The organism is Salipiger sp. HF18 (assembly GCF_011806505.1).
Lineage (GTDB): Bacteria > Pseudomonadota > Alphaproteobacteria > Rhodobacterales > Rhodobacteraceae > Salipiger > Salipiger thiooxidans.
This window is the reverse complement of record NZ_JAATOS010000070.1, coordinates 1-14,595: the sequence shown is the minus strand read 5'-3', so window position 1 is coordinate 14,595 and position 14,595 is coordinate 1. Positions and strand designations below refer to the sequence as shown.

Sequence of the window (14,595 nt, the reverse complement as noted above, 5' to 3'; positions counted from 1 at the left end):
GCCGGTGGTCGCCGAGACGCCTGCGCCCTCCGCTCCGCTGAACGACCCCGAGAGCGTTGCTGCCAAGCTGCGCCGGATCAGGGCCGTTGTCGCCGAGGGGGCGTCGCGCCCCACTCCCGCCGTGTCGACCGACGCCGGTGGCGAGGACGAGTTCACCGAGGACGAGTACACCGGCACGGTTTCCGCGATGCTCGGGTCTCTGGCTCCGGTGGTCGAGGATCTGCCCGAGGCGATCTCGGACTCCGATGATCGCCTTTTCGCGGACACGCTCGCGGGCATGGATTTCGGCGACACCTTCGACGAGGACGAGACGCTCGTCGCGCCGGAGCCCGTGACGCCGGTCGCGCCCGAATCCGCGCCGCCCCTGCGCCGCGCCCGCGTGGTCAAGGTCAAGCGCGCGAGCTTCGACACTGCCGTCGCCGCCGGCGTGCTCGAGGAAGTGCCGGGCCAAAGCGGCGCCGACACCGTGAGCAGCCTCAGCGCCGAGGACGAGGATGACCTCGCCCGCGAGCTTGCCGCCGTGCGGGCCGAGCTCGAAGCCGACTTCGACGCCGCCTGGGACGAAGATGACGAGGTGCAGCCCGAGCCGGCCGCCCGCAGCGAGGCCGCGAGCCCCGCCGCGCCCGAGCCCGTCGCCGACGAGGACGACAGGATTTTCGATGACGCGTGGGACGAGGACGATGCCGGGGAGGCGCCCCGCCACGAGGCCGCGGAGGTCGAGGCCGAGTGGGACGACGAGGAGTTCTCGGAGGCCCTCGAAGACGAGTTCGACGAGTTCTACGAGGACGAAGATGACGATGCCGTCGACGCGCATGGGGCAGCGGTGATCGCCGCCGCCGTGGCCGACTCCGAGCGCCTCACCGACGAGGGCGTGCGCAAGGCCGTCAAGCTCGCGAGCCCGGGCCGGGTCATGCTCACCGAGAACAGCGTGGGCGACACCGACGCCTCGCGCATCCTCGACGAGACCAACACCCAGATGCGCGAGCCCGAGGGCAACCGCCGCCGCAGCGCCATCGCGCATCTGCGCGCCGCCGTCGCCGCCACCCGCGCCGACAAGCTGCTGGGCCGCAAGAAGGACGCCGCCGAGGGCATGCAGCCCTACCGTGAGGATCTTGCCAACGTGGTACGCCCCCGCCGTCCCGACGCACCCGCAAGCCACACCGAGCGTCCGGCGGATCAAGGCCGCCCGGCGCCGCTCAAGCTGGTGGCCGAGCAGCGCGTCGACAGCAGTGCGGCCGCACCGGTGCCGCGCCGCGTCAAGCTCTCGGACCTCGAGGATGACATCCTGCAGGACGACGATGTCGACAGCGGCTTCGCGACCTATGCCGAGAACGTCGGCGCGACAGACCTCTCCGAGCTGCTCGAGGCGGCGGCTGCCTACATGTCTTTCGTCGAGCGCCGCGAGCAGTTCTCGCGCCCGCAGCTGATGACGAAGGTCCGCCAGGCAGAGCTGACCGAGTCGAGCCGCGAAGACCGGCTGCGGACCTTTGGCCGGCTCCTCCGCGAGGGCAAGATCGAGAAGACCCGCGGCGGCCGCTTCACCGCCTCGGAACGGATCAGCTTCAAGCCCGACGCCCGCGCCGCGGGCTGACGGCCTAACCAGACCGACAGGACGGCGGGTGCGCAGGCGCCCGCCGTTTTTCTTTTGTCATACTACGGGTCGGTTTGTTCGTCGTGACAGAGGTGTCGGTTGGGTTTCGATCTGACAACCGGCAAGGGCGTGATCGCTCCGAACAGCGATCAGGCCCGGCGGTCGAGCTTGGTCGTCAGGTGGATGAGGCTCTCGGAGCTCTTCACGCCTCGCGCCTCGGCGATCCGGTCGAGCGCCGCGTCCAGCTCGGCGGTCGAGCTGGCGCAGACCACCACCATCAGATCGACCCGCCCCGAGGTCGTGTGCACCGATTCGATCGTGGGCATCAGCTTCAGCCGCGACAGCACGTCCGCCTGCGCCCGGGGCTCGATGCAGACCAGTACCGTGGCGCGGATCGCCTCCTGCAGGGCGGCGCCGCGGCGGATGGTGAAGCCCGCGATGGCACCGCGCAGCACCAGCCGCTCGATCCGCGCCTGCACCGTGGTGCGGGCAAGCCCCAGCCGCCGCGCAAGATCGGCCACGGGCATGCGCGCATTGGCAGACAGCAGCGCCACGAGCGCCCGATCGGTCTCGTCGATCTGTGAGGTTATGTCGTCGATCTGTTTCATGTGACCCTCAGATTGACCGATCCGCCGGGCGAAAGCGAGCGAAAAGCGGCTCATACTTGGGGGAGCGCAAACAGGAGGTATCGATATATGGGGATCGAGCAGACCCTGCTACCCTCGCCCGAGGCATGGTTGTCCCGCAGGCGGCCGGACGACCCGGTGTTCTTCTTCTGCCCGGTCCGGCTGGCGCAGGTGACCGAGCGGTTCCGCAGGGGGTTCCCCGGTCTGGTGACCTACGCGGTCAAGGCCAACCCGGCGCCCGAGATGCTCGACGGGCTTGTTGCCGCGGGCATCCGCGCCTTCGACGTCGCCTCGCCCGCAGAGATGGCGCTGGTGCGGGCGCATTGTCCCGACGCGGTGCTGCACTATCACAACCCCGTCCGCTCGGAGGCCGAGATCGACGCCGGTCTGGCGAATGGCTGCGTGTCGTGGTCGGTGGACCGGATGCGCGAGCTCGAGAAGCTGTCGCGCCTGCCGAAGGGCACCGAGATCGCGGTGCGGCTGAAGCTGCCGGTGACCGGTGCTGCCTATGATTTCGGGGCCAAGTTCGGCGCCGAGCCGCGGCTGGCGCAGGAGTTGCTGGAGCGGGTGGCCGAGATGGGCTTCGTGCCCTCGCTGACCTTCCACCCGGGCACCCAGTGCCGCACCCCCGAGCCCTGGGCGCGCTATATTCAGGCGGCGGCGGAAATCGCCCGCGCCGCCGGCGTCACGCTGCACCGGCTGAACGTGGGCGGGGGCTTCCCGTCGGACCGGGGCGAGGGGCATCCCGACCTCGACGCCATCTTCCGCACCATCGCCGAGACCACCCGCGCCGCCTTCGACGTGCCGCCACGGCTGGTCGGCGAGCCGGGGCGCGGGCTCTGCGCCGAGGCCTTCTTGCTGGCGCTGCGGGTCAAGGCGGTCGAGGACGCAGCGGTGTTCCTCAACGACGGCATCTACGGCGGCATGGCGGAATGGCGCGATCTCGGACCGATGGGCCGGCTGCGGGTGGTGACGCCCGAGGGCCTGCCGCGCGGCGGGGCCTTCCGCGGACGCATCGTCTTCGGCCCGACCTGCGACAGCCTCGACCGGCTGCCCGATCCGGTGGCGCTGCCCGAGGGGATCCGCGAGGACGACTTCATCGTCTTCGAGGGCATGGGCGCCTATTCGCGCGCGCTGGTCACGGGCTTCAACGGCTACGGAGCGCGCAGGATCATCCGCATGACCACTGCCTGCTGAGAATTCCCGCTGGCGGTGCTGGACACCGCCAGCATGCTCCTTACAGTCCCGCGCACAGGACAAGCGAGGCGCAGGGGACCCAGCATGGAAAAGTTCGGCAAGAGCCAGGCGATGAAGCGGAGCGAGGACGTGCGGTTCCTCACCGGCCATGGACGCTACGTGGATGACATCGCGCCTGAGGGTGCGCTGCACGCCTACATGTTCCGCTCGCCCGTCGCCCATGCGGTCATCGGCACGCTCGACGTGAGCGCGGCGCGCGAGGCCGAGGGCGTGGCGCTGGTGCTGACCGTGGACGACCTGCTCGCTGCGGGCATGGACGTACGCATGGCCGCGACCGTGGTGCCCAACCGTGACGGCACGCAGGGCGCCGATCCCGAGCGCCCGGTCCTTGCTAGAGGCCGGCTGCGCCACGTCGGCGAGCCGGTGGCGCTGATCGTTGCCGAGACCATGCAGCAGGCCAAGGACGCGGCCGAGCTCATCGAGCTCGACTACGACGAGCTGCCTGCCCACGTGGAGCTTTGCGCCGGTGGCGAGACCATCCACGCCGAGGCGCCGGACAACCGCGCCTTCGACTGGGGCATGGGCGACGAGGCGGCGACCGAGGAGGCCTTTGCCAGGGCCGCGCGGGTGGTGCGGCTCGAGGTCGGCGACAACCGGGTCATCGTGAACGCCATGGAAGGGCGCGGCTGTTTCGCCGAATGGGACGGCTCGCGGATCCACCTGGCCTTCAACGGGCAGGGCGTCTGGGACATGAAGGGCGAGCTGGCGCAGGCCATGGGGCTCGACGAGGCGGACGTGCGCATCACCAACCCCGACGTGGGTGGTGGCTTCGGCATGAAGGCGGCGTCCTACCCCGAGTACTTCTGCGTGGCGCAGGCCGCGCGTGTGCTGGGCCGTCCGGTGCGCTGGTATTCGGAGCGCACCGAGGGGATGCTCTCGGACCACGCCGGGCGCGATCTGGTGACCATGGCCGAGCTGGCCTTCGACGAGGGGCACCGAATCCTCGGCTATCGCATCCACACGATCTGCAACCTCGGGGCCTACAACTCGGGCTTCGGTCAGCCGATCCAGACGCTGCTCTTCGCCAAGGTGCTGACCGGCACCTACGACATCCCGACCGCGTGGATGCGGGTCGAGGGCATCTACACCAACACCACGCAGGTCGACGCCTACCGCGGCGCGGGGCGTCCGGAGGCGATCTACGTCATCGAGCGGGTCATGGACCGTGCGGCGCGGGACCTCGGCATCGACCCGATCGAGCTGCGCAAGATCAACTTCGTCAAGGAGTTCCCCTACACCACGGTCACCGGCGAGACCTATGACGTGGGCGATTTCCCGCGGGTGCTCGACCACGCCATCGCGGATGCCGACGTTGCGGGCTTCGCGGCGCGGCGGGCGGCCAGCGAGGCCGAGGGCAAGCTGCGCGGGCTGGGACTGTGCTTCTACATCGAATCCATCCTCGGCGACCCGTCCGAGGGGGTGAAGGTCGAGTTCACCGAAGACGGCGGCGCGCGGATCTACGTGGGCACCCAGTCGAACGGGCAGGGGCACGAGACGGTGTTCGCCAAGTTCCTGAGCGACCACACCGGCATCCCCTTCGACAAGATCGTCTTCGTGCAGGGCGACAGCGACCTGATCGCGCAGGGCGGCGGCACCGGCGGCTCGCGCTCGGTGACGACGCAGGCCAACGTGACGCTCACCGCGGTTGCGGCGATGGTCGAGGGCTTCTCGGCCTTCCTCGCCGAGGAGATGGGGGTGGAGCCCGGCGAGGTGCGCTTCGACGACGAGCGGTTCCGGGCCGAGGGCTCGAACCTGACGCCGACCATGCTCGAGACCGCGGCGCTGGCGCGGGAAAAGGGGCGAGAGGACCTGCTGACCTGGTCGGTGCGCGACAAGATCCAGGCGCGCTCCTATCCCAACGGGGCGCATTTTGCCGAGATCGAGATCGACCGCGAGACCGGCGTGGCGGAGGTGGTGAGATACACCGTCGTCGACGATTTCGGAAACCTCATCAACCCGATGCTGGCCGAGGGGCAGGTCCATGGCGGTGTCGCGCAGGGGCTGGGTCAGGCGCTTTGCGAGCAGACGGTGTTCGACGAGGATGGCCAGCTTCTGTCGGCGACCTTCATGGATTACGCCCTGCCGCGCGCCTATGACATGCCGTGGATCAAGTTCGACGTGGAGCCCGTGCCCTCGACCGGCAACCCGATGGGGATGAAGGGCTGCGGCGAGGCGGGCACCGTCGGTGCGCTCGCGGCGGTGTCCAACGCGGGGGAGGGTGCGCTCTGGCCGCTGGGCATCCGGCAGGTCGACATGCCCTTCACGCCGATGCGGCTCTGGAGCCTGCTCGGGGGCGCGAAGCAGGCGGCGGAGTGATCCGCCGCCGCAGGGCGGCTTTTCGATGTGGCGTCAAGATTTTTGTTCACGCTTCCTTGAGGGGGCTTTCAATTGTGTCTTTTGCGCCCATATCCCTATCAGGATCGCGGATACGGAACCTCCGCGAAGCCTTCACTGTCCCTCGTTCCGCACTTGCGCCCAAGGTTTTCCTTGGGCGCTTTTTCTTTGCGCCGGGCCGATCGGGCACCTTTCGGGCCTCCCCTGAATCGCAATAGGGTGGGCGCATGAGATATTCGGATACCTTCCTGAAAGAGATCCTACGGCGCACCAGGGTGATCGCCGTCGTGGGCGTGTCGCTTAACCCGGTGCGCCCGAGCTACTACGTGGCGCGCTACCTGAGCCAGCGCGGTTTTCGCGTGATCGGGGTCAACCCGGGCCATGCCGGGGCGCAGCTTTTCGGGGAGACCGTACGCAGCAGTATCGCGGAGCTTCCGCCGGAGGTCGACATGCTCGACCTCTTCCGTCGTTCCGAGGCGGTGGGCCCGCTGGTCGATGAGGCGGTCGAGCACCTGCCGGGGCTGCGGACGGTGTGGATGCAGATCGGGGTCGAGAACGCCGAGGCAGCCGCGCGCGCCGAGGCCCGGGGCATCGACGTTGTGATGAACCGCTGCCCGAAGATCGAGTACCAGCGGCTGCACGGCGAATTGCGCATGGGTGGGTTCAATACCGGGGTGATCTCGTCGAAGCTGTGACGACGCGCGCCGCTCGTCCCCTTCGGGAACATCGCCCCGCCCGCCGTCCCGCAGGGCGCTCGCTGATTCACTTGATCCGGACTGGAAGGTGGGGCTGTACCCTTTCGGGCGGTCCGTCAGCCCTGGCGCGAGGCCTTCTCGGCGATGCCCGACTGCCTCTGGCGGCGCGCCAGTTCGGTCATGACCTCGGCCAGAGACACGTCGCGGGCGCGCAGCATCACGAGCAGGTGGAAGAGTACGTCGGCGGCCTCGGAGGTCAGGCGGTCGCGGTCGCCCCTGGTGGCCTCGATGATGGCCTCGATGGCCTCTTCGCCGAATTTCTCGGCGCATTTCTCGGGGCCCTTGGCGAGCAGCTTCGCGGTCCAGCTCTCGTCGGGCGAGGCGTTGGCGCGTGTGGCGACGATCTGTTCGAGCTCTTCGAGGGTCATGCGGGCCTCACCGGGATGCCGGCGGCGGCCATGTGGGCCTTGGCCTGCTGGATCGAGTATTCGCCGAAGTGGAAGATCGAGGCGGCGAGCACCGCCGAGGCATGGCCCTCGGTCACGCCCTCGACCAGATGGTCGAGCGTGCCGACGCCGCCGGAGGCGATCACCGGCACGTCCACCGCGTCGGCGATGGCGCGGGTGAGGGGAATGTTGAAGCCGGACTTGGTGCCGTCGCGGTCCATCGAGGTCAGCAGGATCTCGCCCGCGCCCCTGGCGGCGACGGTGCGGGCGAACGCCACCGCGTCGATGCCGGTGGGGCGGCGGCCGCCGTGGGTGAAGATCTCCCAGCGGCCGGGTTCGACGGTCTTTGCGTCGATCGCAACCACGATGCATTGCGAGCCGAAATGGTCCGCGGCCTCGGCCACCACGTCGGGATTGGCGACGGCGGCGGAGTTGAAGCTGACCTTGTCGGCACCCGCGAGCAGCAGGGCCCGGACATCCGCCACGGTGCGCACGCCGCCGCCCACGGTGAGCGGGATGAAGCATTGCTCGGCGGTGCGGGTTACCACGTCGAACATGGTGCCGCGGTTTTCGTGGGTGGCGTGGATGTCGAGGAAGGTGATCTCGTCGGCGCCGGCGGCATCGTAGGCGCGGGCGGCATCGACGGGGTCTCCCGCATCGCGCAGGTCGACGAAATTGACGCCCTTGACCACGCGGCCGTCGGCGACATCGAGACAGGGTATGATGCGGGTCTTAAGCATGGCCCGCTTATGGCGCGGAATCCGTGGCTATGGAAGGGGGAATGGGCGTGGCAGGGGGCTCTGCCCCCGCCGCTGCGCGGCTCCCCCGGAGTTTGTCGGGCAAGATGAAGGGACGGACTCGTCGCGATGGTCCAAAGGCGCTATTCGGGCCGGATGGACGAGAGATTCGAGATATTCCTGGCCTGCGCGCCGGGGCTGGAGACGACGCTGGTGGGCGAGGCCAAGGCCGCGGGCTTCGGGCCGTTGCGGCCGGATGCGGGCGGGGTGGCCTTCGACGGCGGCTGGCCCGACGTCTGGCGTGCCAACCTGGTGCTGCGCGGCGCGGCGCGGGTGCTGGCGCGGATCGGCGGCTTCCCGGCGGTGCATCTCGCGCAGCTCGACAAGCGGGCGCGCAAGTTCCCGTGGGGCGAGGTGCTGCGCCCGGACCAGGGCGTGCGGGTCGAGGCGATCAGCCGGAAGTCCAGGATCTATCACGGCGGCGCCGCAAGGGAGCGAGTCGAACGGGCGATTTCCGAGACGCTGGGCGCGCCGGTCAGCGATGACGGGGTGCGGCTTCTGGTGCGGATCGAGGAGAACCTCGTGAGCTTCTCGGTCGACACTTCGGGCGAGCCGCTGCACCGGCGGGGGCACAAGGAAGAGGTCGGCAAGGCGCCGATGCGCGAGACGCTGGCGGCGATGTTCCTGCGCGAGGGCGGGGACACCGGCGAAGAGCCGGTGATCGACCCGATGTGCGGCTCGGGCACCTTCGTGCTGGAGGCGGCGGAGATCGCCATGGGCCTGTTGCCGGGGCGGACGCGTCAGTTCGATTTCGAGCGTCTGGCGAGCTTCGATGCGGCTGCGTGGGAGGCGATGAAGCGCGGTGCCGCGCGGCGCGAGACCGGGCTGCTGTTCCGGGGCTACGATCGCGACGCGGGGGCGGTGCGCATGGCGGGCGCCAACGCGCAGCGGGCGGGCGTCGACGGCACGGCGGTGTTTGCCTGCCAGCCGGTCAGCGCGCTGGAGCGGCCCGAGGGGGGACCGGGGCTGGTCATCGTGAACCCGCCCTGGGGCGCGCGGATCGGCAAGCCGGGGCCGCTTCACGCGTTGCACCGGAGCCTTGGCGATGTGCTCAAGGAGCGTTTCCGCGGCTGGCGCGTGGGTCTGGTGACGCCGGAGGCGGGGCTGGCGCGGGCGACCGGGCTGCCGTTCCTGCCGCCGGGACCACCGGTGGCACATGGCTCGCTGAAGATCCGGCTCTATCGCACGAACCTGCTCTAGGCCTTCTTGGCGCGTTGCGGGGGGCGGCGGAAAGCGGCCCCCGGACGTGTTGCGCGACGAATCGTCTTAAACGGGAGACGCTCTGTGCCTATATTGGGGGCATGAGACGCATCGCTGCCCTGATCCTCTCCACCGCCCTTGTCGCCGGATCCGGCGCGGGCCTGGCTGTCGCACAGGTCGAGGAGGCGCCCGAGACCGGGGCGCCTGCCGAGGAAGACGGGCTGATGAAGCGCGGGGCGGAGATGTTCCTGCGCGGCCTGATGGACGAGCTCGACCCGGCGCTGCGCGGGCTCGAGGATCTTGCCGGCGAGATGCAGCCGGCGCTGCGCAGCTTCGCCGAGGAGATGGGGCCGGCCCTGCACGAGCTCATGGGGAAGGTGCGGGACTGGTCGGACTACCATCCGCCCGAGATGCTGCCCAATGGCGACATCATCCTGCGCAAGCGGTTGCCGGGCGAGGAGGAGGAAGAGGCGCCGTCGCCCTTCGACAGCCCCTCCGACGGGTCCGAGATCGAACTCTAGCGTCGCCGCACGACCGGCCTCAGGCCGGTGCCAGTTCCACCCGGACCTCTTCCGCGTCCAGCGCCCGCGCCAGAGAGTTGAACCGGGCCTCGGCCACCTCGCCGTAGAGCGGGGCCGCCTCGGCGGTCAGGTTAAGCACGAGGCTGCGCGTCTCGGGGTTCCAGTCGAGATCCGCCCCGTCTTCCTTCTTGGCGTCGGACATCCACAGCATGGAGCCGAAGCGCATCGCCTTGCCGAGCACCTCGGCCTCGCGCTGTTCCGCCTCGTCGATGAGCGAGTAGAAATCCTCGAACCCGGTGCCCTCGCGCTTGTTCTTGTAGCGGTGCAGCAGGGCGAGCCCGAGGAACACCCGCTCGGGGTGGCCGAGCCCGCCGAGGTTGGCGCGGGTGGCGTTGTCGAAGCAGGTCTGCGCCCGGTAGTCCGGGTGGGCGCGCCAGCTGACGTCGTGCAGCAGGCAGGCGGCCTTGACGAGGCGCAGCCGGGCCTCGCCGGACGTCGCGAAGAGCGGCAGCACGAACTTGTAAAGCGTCTTGCCGAAGCCGGGCAGGCGGGCGTCCTTGGCCTCGGAGAAGCGGCAGGCCTCGACCAGCGGATCGCGGTCGCGCAGCATCTGCGGCATCTGCTCGTAGAGCAGGCCCTCGCGGATCCCGTAGGAGGAGATGGCGATCTCGGACGGCTGGTAGGTCTCGAGCAGCACGCCCAGCACCTCGGAGGCGTAGGGCACGAGGCTCATGCGGGCGGCGGAAATCGAGCAGGCGTTGCGCAGGGTCTCGAGATCGGCGCGTTCGATGAACTTCAGCGTTTCCTCGACCGCGGCGGTGTCCATGCGGTACTCGTGGAGGACGTGCAGCGGGTAGTTGCGCCGCTCCATGTCGATGCGCGCGATGGCGCGCCACGAGCCGCCGACGAGGAACAGGCGCGAGCCGGTGGTGTCGATCTTCTCGGTGAGCTTGGCCATGCTCTTGCGGATGTGCTTCTCGCGGGCCTTCTTGCCGCCCTCGAGATCCTTGAAGCGCAGCGGTCCCAGCGGAGAGGTCACCCGCCGCCCGACCTGGCCGTCGGAGAGCTCGGCCAGCTCCATCGACGAGCCGCCGATGTCGCAGATCAGGCCGTTGGCGCCGGGCCAGCCCAGCAGCACGCCCTGCGCCGAGAGCCGGGCCTCTTCCTCGCCGTCGATGACCCAGACCTTGAGCCCGGTCTTCTGCTCGATCTCGGCGCGGAAGGCGGGGCCGTCCTCGGCCTCGCGCATGGCGGCGGTTGCGACGGTGGTCAGCGGCGGCAGGTCCATGCCGCGGGCGAGCGTGTTGAACCGCGCCAGCGCGGCAAGGGCACGTTCCTTGCCCTCGGGGTTCAGGCGCCCGGTCTCGGGCATGCCCGCGCCGAGGCCGCACATGATCTTTTCATTGTAGAAATACGCCGGGCTGCGCGCCGCGCCGTCGAAGACCACCAACCGAACCGAATTCGATCCGATGTCCACGACTCCGACGCGCGACAAGCGCCGCGCCTGCGGATCGTCGAAGAGCGGGCGCCCGAACGGGCCCCAGTCGCTCTGGGCGGAGTCGCCTTGTCCGTCCATGTGCTTCCTCGGCTTTTCTGCGCGACTCCTCTACCACGCGAACCCAGTCGGGCGAAAGTGCTTCCGATGGGGTTCCGCCAGAGCTTCCGCCGCGTCGGCTGCTGCGTCAGCGGAAGAGGCCGAGAAGCGCCCGTGGCGAGCCATTGGCGATCGACAGTGCCTGAATGGCAAGCTGTTGCTGCACCTGGAGGGCCTGAAGCCGTGCCGAGCTTTCCTCGAGATCCGCGTCCACGAGTGTGCCGATACCGGCCCGCATCGCGTCGGTGAGCTTGCCGTTGAAGGCGGTCTGGGTCTCGAGCCGATTCTGGTCCGAGCCGAAACCGGCGGCGGCATCGGTGGCGGTGGTGAGCAGCCCTTCGATCTGGCTGAGCGCGTCGGAGGCGCCGCTGGTGGTGGTGACGTCGAAGCCCGAGAGCAGCTCGAGCCCGCCGCCGACGGTGTTGCCGGCGTCCGCGGTCAGGGTGTTGAGGCTCACGGCGATGGTGTCGGTGCCGTCGGTGACGCCGGAGCTTATGCTGATGGAACTGCCCGAGGCGGTCATCGAGAGCACCGATTCGTCGATGTCGTTCTGCGCGGCGTAGCTTTCGAACCGGCGCACGAGCTGTGTCATGACGTCCGAGGTCGTGTCGCCATCGCGCGCCACGTAGAAGATCGGCGCGTTGGTCATCTCGGCGCGGGTCTCGCTGGCGGCGGTGGTGAAGCGCAGGTCGGCCTGGGTGAAGGTCGAATCATCCGCGTCGGTGCCGAAGATGTTGAGCGAGAAGGCCATGCCCGCGGTGACCGTCACGGCGCTGGCATTGAGCGTGCCGGACTGGGTGGCGTTAAGCGTGGCGCTGGCGACGGCGGCGGCATAGGTGCCGCCCGAGGCCGAGATGGCCCCCGCGCCCTGGCCGAGATCGCGCTTGGTGATGGCGATGTCGACGCCGCGGACCCCGGAGGCGTCGCGCTGCAGGAAGCCGAGCACCGCCTCGCTGCCGCTGCCCTCGGTGGCCTCGGTGTTCTGCAGGAGGTTCATGCCGTTGAACTGCGCCGCACCGACCACGGCGGCGATCTGGTCGCGCAGTGCGCCGATGTTCGCCTGGATCTTGCTGCGGTCGACGTTCTCGCCCTGCGCGGTGACCACGTGGCCCTTAATCTCGGTGAGAAGGTCGGTGATCGTTTCTGCCGCGTTGCGCGCCACGCTCAGGGTCGAGCCTCCGAGCGCGAGGCTGTCCGAGACCTTTCGGTAGCCGAGCACGTCGGCCTCCATGGTCTTGGCGATGGCCCAGACGGCGGCGTTGTCGTCGGCCCCGGCGACCTTGCGCCCGGTCGAGATCTCGCTCTGCACGTCGGCGATGTTGGAATTGATGGACTGAAGCGTCATCAGCGCGATCGACGCGCTGTCGTTTGTGAGGATGCTGGACATGGGTCTGCCTGTTCGGGGAGGGACGCGCCGTTCGCGCGGTCGGCCCCGGACTCGAGGGGCATCCGATCCGGCGATTCAGCCGGTCCGCGGGACCGTATCGAATTCGGGATACAGCACGGCCCGCGCCACTTGCCCCCAAGTGCGACCTAGACTCTTGCCAATTCGGTGTTGCGAACCGCTTAAGTGACCGGGGCGCTGCCGCGGTCATTTCGTGGCGGTTTCTGGGCGCCAGCCGGTGGCTGCGGGAGCAAATCCCGGGGCGCGAGCGGCCCGGGACGCAAGGGTCAGTCCTCGCTGTGCGTGAGGCTGGGCACGTCGCTGGCGCCGGCCGAACCGCGGCCCGACAGCGACGGGTTCTCCATGAAGAAGCGGTGGCAGCTGAAGGGTGTCGCATCCTCGGGCACCGGGTGCCGGGTGAACTTGCCCGAGGGCTCCATGACCCAGCTCTGCATGTTGTCAGCGAGATTCGCTGCCATCACCTGGCTGACGATCTGCGCCTTGACCGTGGGGTTCTCGATCTCGACGCCGGTCTCGACCCGGCGGTTGAGGTTGCGCCCCATCCAGTCGGCGGAGGAGATGAACACCCGCGCCTTCTTGTGCGGCAGCCCGTGGCCGTTGCCGAAGCAGATGATCCGCGAGTGTTCGAGGAAGCGGCCGATGATGGACTTCACCCGGATGTTCTCGGACAGGCCCTTCACGCCGGGCTTGAGGCCGCAGATGCCGCGGATCACGCAGTCGATCTCGACGCCCGCCTGGCTGGCGGCATAGAGCGCATCGATCATGTCGGGCTCGATGAGCGAGTTCATCTTGAGCCAGATCTTCGCGGGACGGCCGGCACGGGCGTGCTCGGCCTCGGCGGCGATCAGCTCGAGCATCTTCGGCTTCAGCGAATGCGGCGAGATCACCAGCTTCTCGAGCCCTTCCGGCTGGGCGTAGCCCGAGAGGTAGTTGAAGATCTTCGCGGCGTCGCGGCCAAGCGCTGCATCGCAGGTGAAGAACGACAGGTCGGTGTAGATCTTCGCGGTAATCGGGTGGTAATTGCCGGTGCCCCAGTGGGTGTAGGTCACCAGCTTGTCGCCCTCGCGGCGCACCACCTGGCTGATCTTGGCGTGGGTCTTCCAGTCGAGGAAGCCATAGACCACGTGGGCGCCCGAACGCTCCAGCCGCCGCGACTGGCGGATGTTGGCAGCCTCGTCGAAGCGCGCCTTGAGCTCGACCAGCGCGGTGACCGACTTGCCTTCCTCGGCAGCCTCGCAAAGCGCCTCGACGATGGGCGAGTTGCGCGAGGTGCGGTAGAGCGTCTGCTTGATCGCCACGACGTTGGGATCCAGCGCCGCCTGCTGCAGGAAGCGCACCACCATGTCGAAGGTCTCGTAGGGATGGTGCAGCAGCATGTCCTTCTGCGCGATGGCCGCGAACATGTTGCCCTCGTGGTCCTGCACCCGCTCGGGCACGCGCGGCGTGAACGTGGGCCAGAGCAGGTCGGGACGGTTGTCGAGCACCAGCTCCTTGAGGTCGGCGATGCCGATCATGCCGTCGAGCTCGATGACCTCGTCGTCCTGCACGTGCAGCTCGCGCTGCACGATGTCGCGCAGGCCCTGCGGCGCGCCGGTGGTGACGGTGAGGCGCACGACCTCGCCCCGGCGGCGGCGCTTCAGCGCCACCTCGAACTCGCGCACGAGATCCTCGGCCTCTTCCTCGACTTCGAGGTCGCTGTCGCGCAGCACGCGGAAGCCGAAGTGATCCTTGATCCGGTAGCCGGGGAACAGGCTCTCGATGTGCAGCAGCAGCACGTGCTCGAGATAGATGAAGCGGTTCTGGCCGTCGGGGGCGGGCAGCGCCATGAAGCGGGCGACCTGGTGCGGGATCGGCAGCAGCGCGTTGCGCGAGCGGCGGTCCTTCTTGCGCTCCAGCGTGATCGCGAGACAGTAGCCCATGTTGGCGATGAAGGGGAACGGGTGCGCCGGGTCGATGGCCAGCGGCGACAGCACCGGGAAGACCTGGCTCAGGAACTCGGTCTCGACGTGGGCGCGGTCCTCGTCGGTAAGCTCGGCCGTGGGCACGATGTCGATGCCGGCGGCGGCCATCTCGGCCTCGAGCGTGTGCAGCACCTTCTGCTGGTGCGCCATCAGGCGGCGGGCGTCCTC

General features: G+C 69.1%; 12 protein-coding genes. 6 read left to right on the top strand and 6 right to left on the bottom strand.

Features of this window, described 5'->3' with window-relative positions:
• Positions 1 to 1,591, top strand: a 1,591-nt coding sequence (locus tag HC022_RS09050; protein WP_167452202.1) for a hypothetical protein, incomplete at its 5' end; no start/stop codon positions are given.
• 149 nt (positions 1,592 to 1,740) lie between these two features.
• On the opposite strand, the gene HC022_RS09045 is transcribed toward HC022_RS09050, so the two are convergent.
• Positions 1,741 to 2,199: an Lrp/AsnC family transcriptional regulator gene (locus HC022_RS09045; RefSeq protein ID WP_167452201.1), complete on the bottom strand. Its 459-nt coding sequence runs from the start codon at positions 2,197 to 2,199 to the stop codon at positions 1,741 to 1,743.
• Between the two features lie 87 nt (positions 2,200 to 2,286).
• On the opposite strand from HC022_RS09045, the gene HC022_RS09040 reads away from it, so the two are divergent.
• From HC022_RS09040 to HC022_RS09030, 3 genes are all read left to right on the top strand, one after another.
• Positions 2,287 to 3,414, top strand: coding sequence for a type III PLP-dependent enzyme (locus HC022_RS09040; protein WP_167452200.1), 1,128 nt, complete (start codon positions 2,287 to 2,289; stop codon positions 3,412 to 3,414).
• Positions 3,415 to 3,498: 84 nt separating this feature from the next.
• Entirely contained in the window at positions 3,499 to 5,790 is a 2,292-nt protein-coding gene (locus HC022_RS09035; protein ID WP_167452199.1) for a xanthine dehydrogenase family protein molybdopterin-binding subunit, read from the top strand.
• 245 nt (positions 5,791 to 6,035) lie between these two features.
• Positions 6,036 to 6,503, top strand: a complete 468-nt coding sequence (locus HC022_RS09030) for a CoA-binding protein (RefSeq protein ID WP_167452198.1) — start codon at positions 6,036 to 6,038, stop codon at positions 6,501 to 6,503.
• Between the two features lie 116 nt (positions 6,504 to 6,619).
• Here the strand turns inward: HC022_RS09030 and HC022_RS09025 are convergent, their stop codons facing one another.
• Positions 6,620 to 6,931, bottom strand: coding sequence for a phosphoribosyl-ATP diphosphatase (locus tag HC022_RS09025; RefSeq protein ID WP_167452197.1), 312 nt, complete (start codon positions 6,929 to 6,931; stop codon positions 6,620 to 6,622).
• A complete protein-coding gene (gene hisF / locus HC022_RS09020; RefSeq protein ID WP_167452196.1) occupies positions 6,928 to 7,689 on the bottom strand; it encodes an imidazole glycerol phosphate synthase subunit HisF in 762 nt (253 codons plus the stop codon). The genes HC022_RS09025 and hisF overlap by 4 nt, the downstream gene beginning before the upstream one ends.
• A 153-nt stretch (positions 7,690 to 7,842) precedes the next feature.
• On the opposite strand from hisF, the gene HC022_RS09015 reads away from it, so the two are divergent.
• Positions 7,843 to 8,946, top strand: coding sequence for a class I SAM-dependent RNA methyltransferase (locus HC022_RS09015; RefSeq protein ID WP_167452195.1), 1,104 nt, complete (start codon positions 7,843 to 7,845; stop codon positions 8,944 to 8,946).
• Positions 8,947 to 9,047: 101 nt separating this feature from the next.
• Positions 9,048 to 9,467, top strand: coding sequence for a hypothetical protein (locus tag HC022_RS09010; RefSeq protein ID WP_167452194.1), 420 nt, complete (start codon positions 9,048 to 9,050; stop codon positions 9,465 to 9,467).
• A 19-nt stretch (positions 9,468 to 9,486) separates the two neighbouring features.
• Here the strand turns inward: HC022_RS09010 and HC022_RS09005 are convergent, their stop codons facing one another.
• From HC022_RS09005 to HC022_RS08995, 3 genes are all read right to left on the bottom strand, one after another.
• A complete protein-coding gene (locus HC022_RS09005) occupies positions 9,487 to 11,043 on the bottom strand; it encodes a Ppx/GppA family phosphatase (protein WP_008884392.1) in 1,557 nt (518 codons plus the stop codon).
• Between the two features lie 106 nt (positions 11,044 to 11,149).
• Positions 11,150 to 12,448, bottom strand: a complete 1,299-nt coding sequence (locus HC022_RS09000) for a flagellin (protein WP_008885563.1) — start codon at positions 12,446 to 12,448, stop codon at positions 11,150 to 11,152.
• A 284-nt stretch (positions 12,449 to 12,732) separates the two neighbouring features.
• Positions 12,733 to 14,595, bottom strand: a 1,863-nt coding sequence (locus tag HC022_RS08995) for an RNA degradosome polyphosphate kinase (protein WP_167452193.1), incomplete at its 5' end; no start/stop codon positions are given.

Coding starts and splice junctions, on each gene's coding strand:
- HC022_RS09035 (WP_167452199.1), top strand. CDS start 3,499: ATGGAAAAGTTCGGCAAGAGCCAGGCGATGAAGCGGAGCGAGGACGTG.
- HC022_RS09005 (WP_008884392.1), bottom strand. CDS start 11,043: ATGGACGGACAAGGCGACTCCGCCCAGAGCGACTGGGGCCCGTTCGGG.
- HC022_RS09010 (WP_167452194.1), top strand. CDS start 9,048: ATGAGACGCATCGCTGCCCTGATCCTCTCCACCGCCCTTGTCGCCGGA.
- HC022_RS09015 (WP_167452195.1), top strand. CDS start 7,843: ATGGACGAGAGATTCGAGATATTCCTGGCCTGCGCGCCGGGGCTGGAG.
- HC022_RS09025 (WP_167452197.1), bottom strand. CDS start 6,931: ATGACCCTCGAAGAGCTCGAACAGATCGTCGCCACACGCGCCAACGCC.
- hisF (WP_167452196.1), bottom strand. CDS start 7,689: ATGCTTAAGACCCGCATCATACCCTGTCTCGATGTCGCCGACGGCCGC.
- HC022_RS09030 (WP_167452198.1), top strand. CDS start 6,036: ATGAGATATTCGGATACCTTCCTGAAAGAGATCCTACGGCGCACCAGG.
- HC022_RS09045 (WP_167452201.1), bottom strand. CDS start 2,199: ATGAAACAGATCGACGACATAACCTCACAGATCGACGAGACCGATCGG.
- HC022_RS09000 (WP_008885563.1), bottom strand. CDS start 12,448: ATGTCCAGCATCCTCACAAACGACAGCGCGTCGATCGCGCTGATGACG.
- HC022_RS09040 (WP_167452200.1), top strand. CDS start 2,287: ATGGGGATCGAGCAGACCCTGCTACCCTCGCCCGAGGCATGGTTGTCC.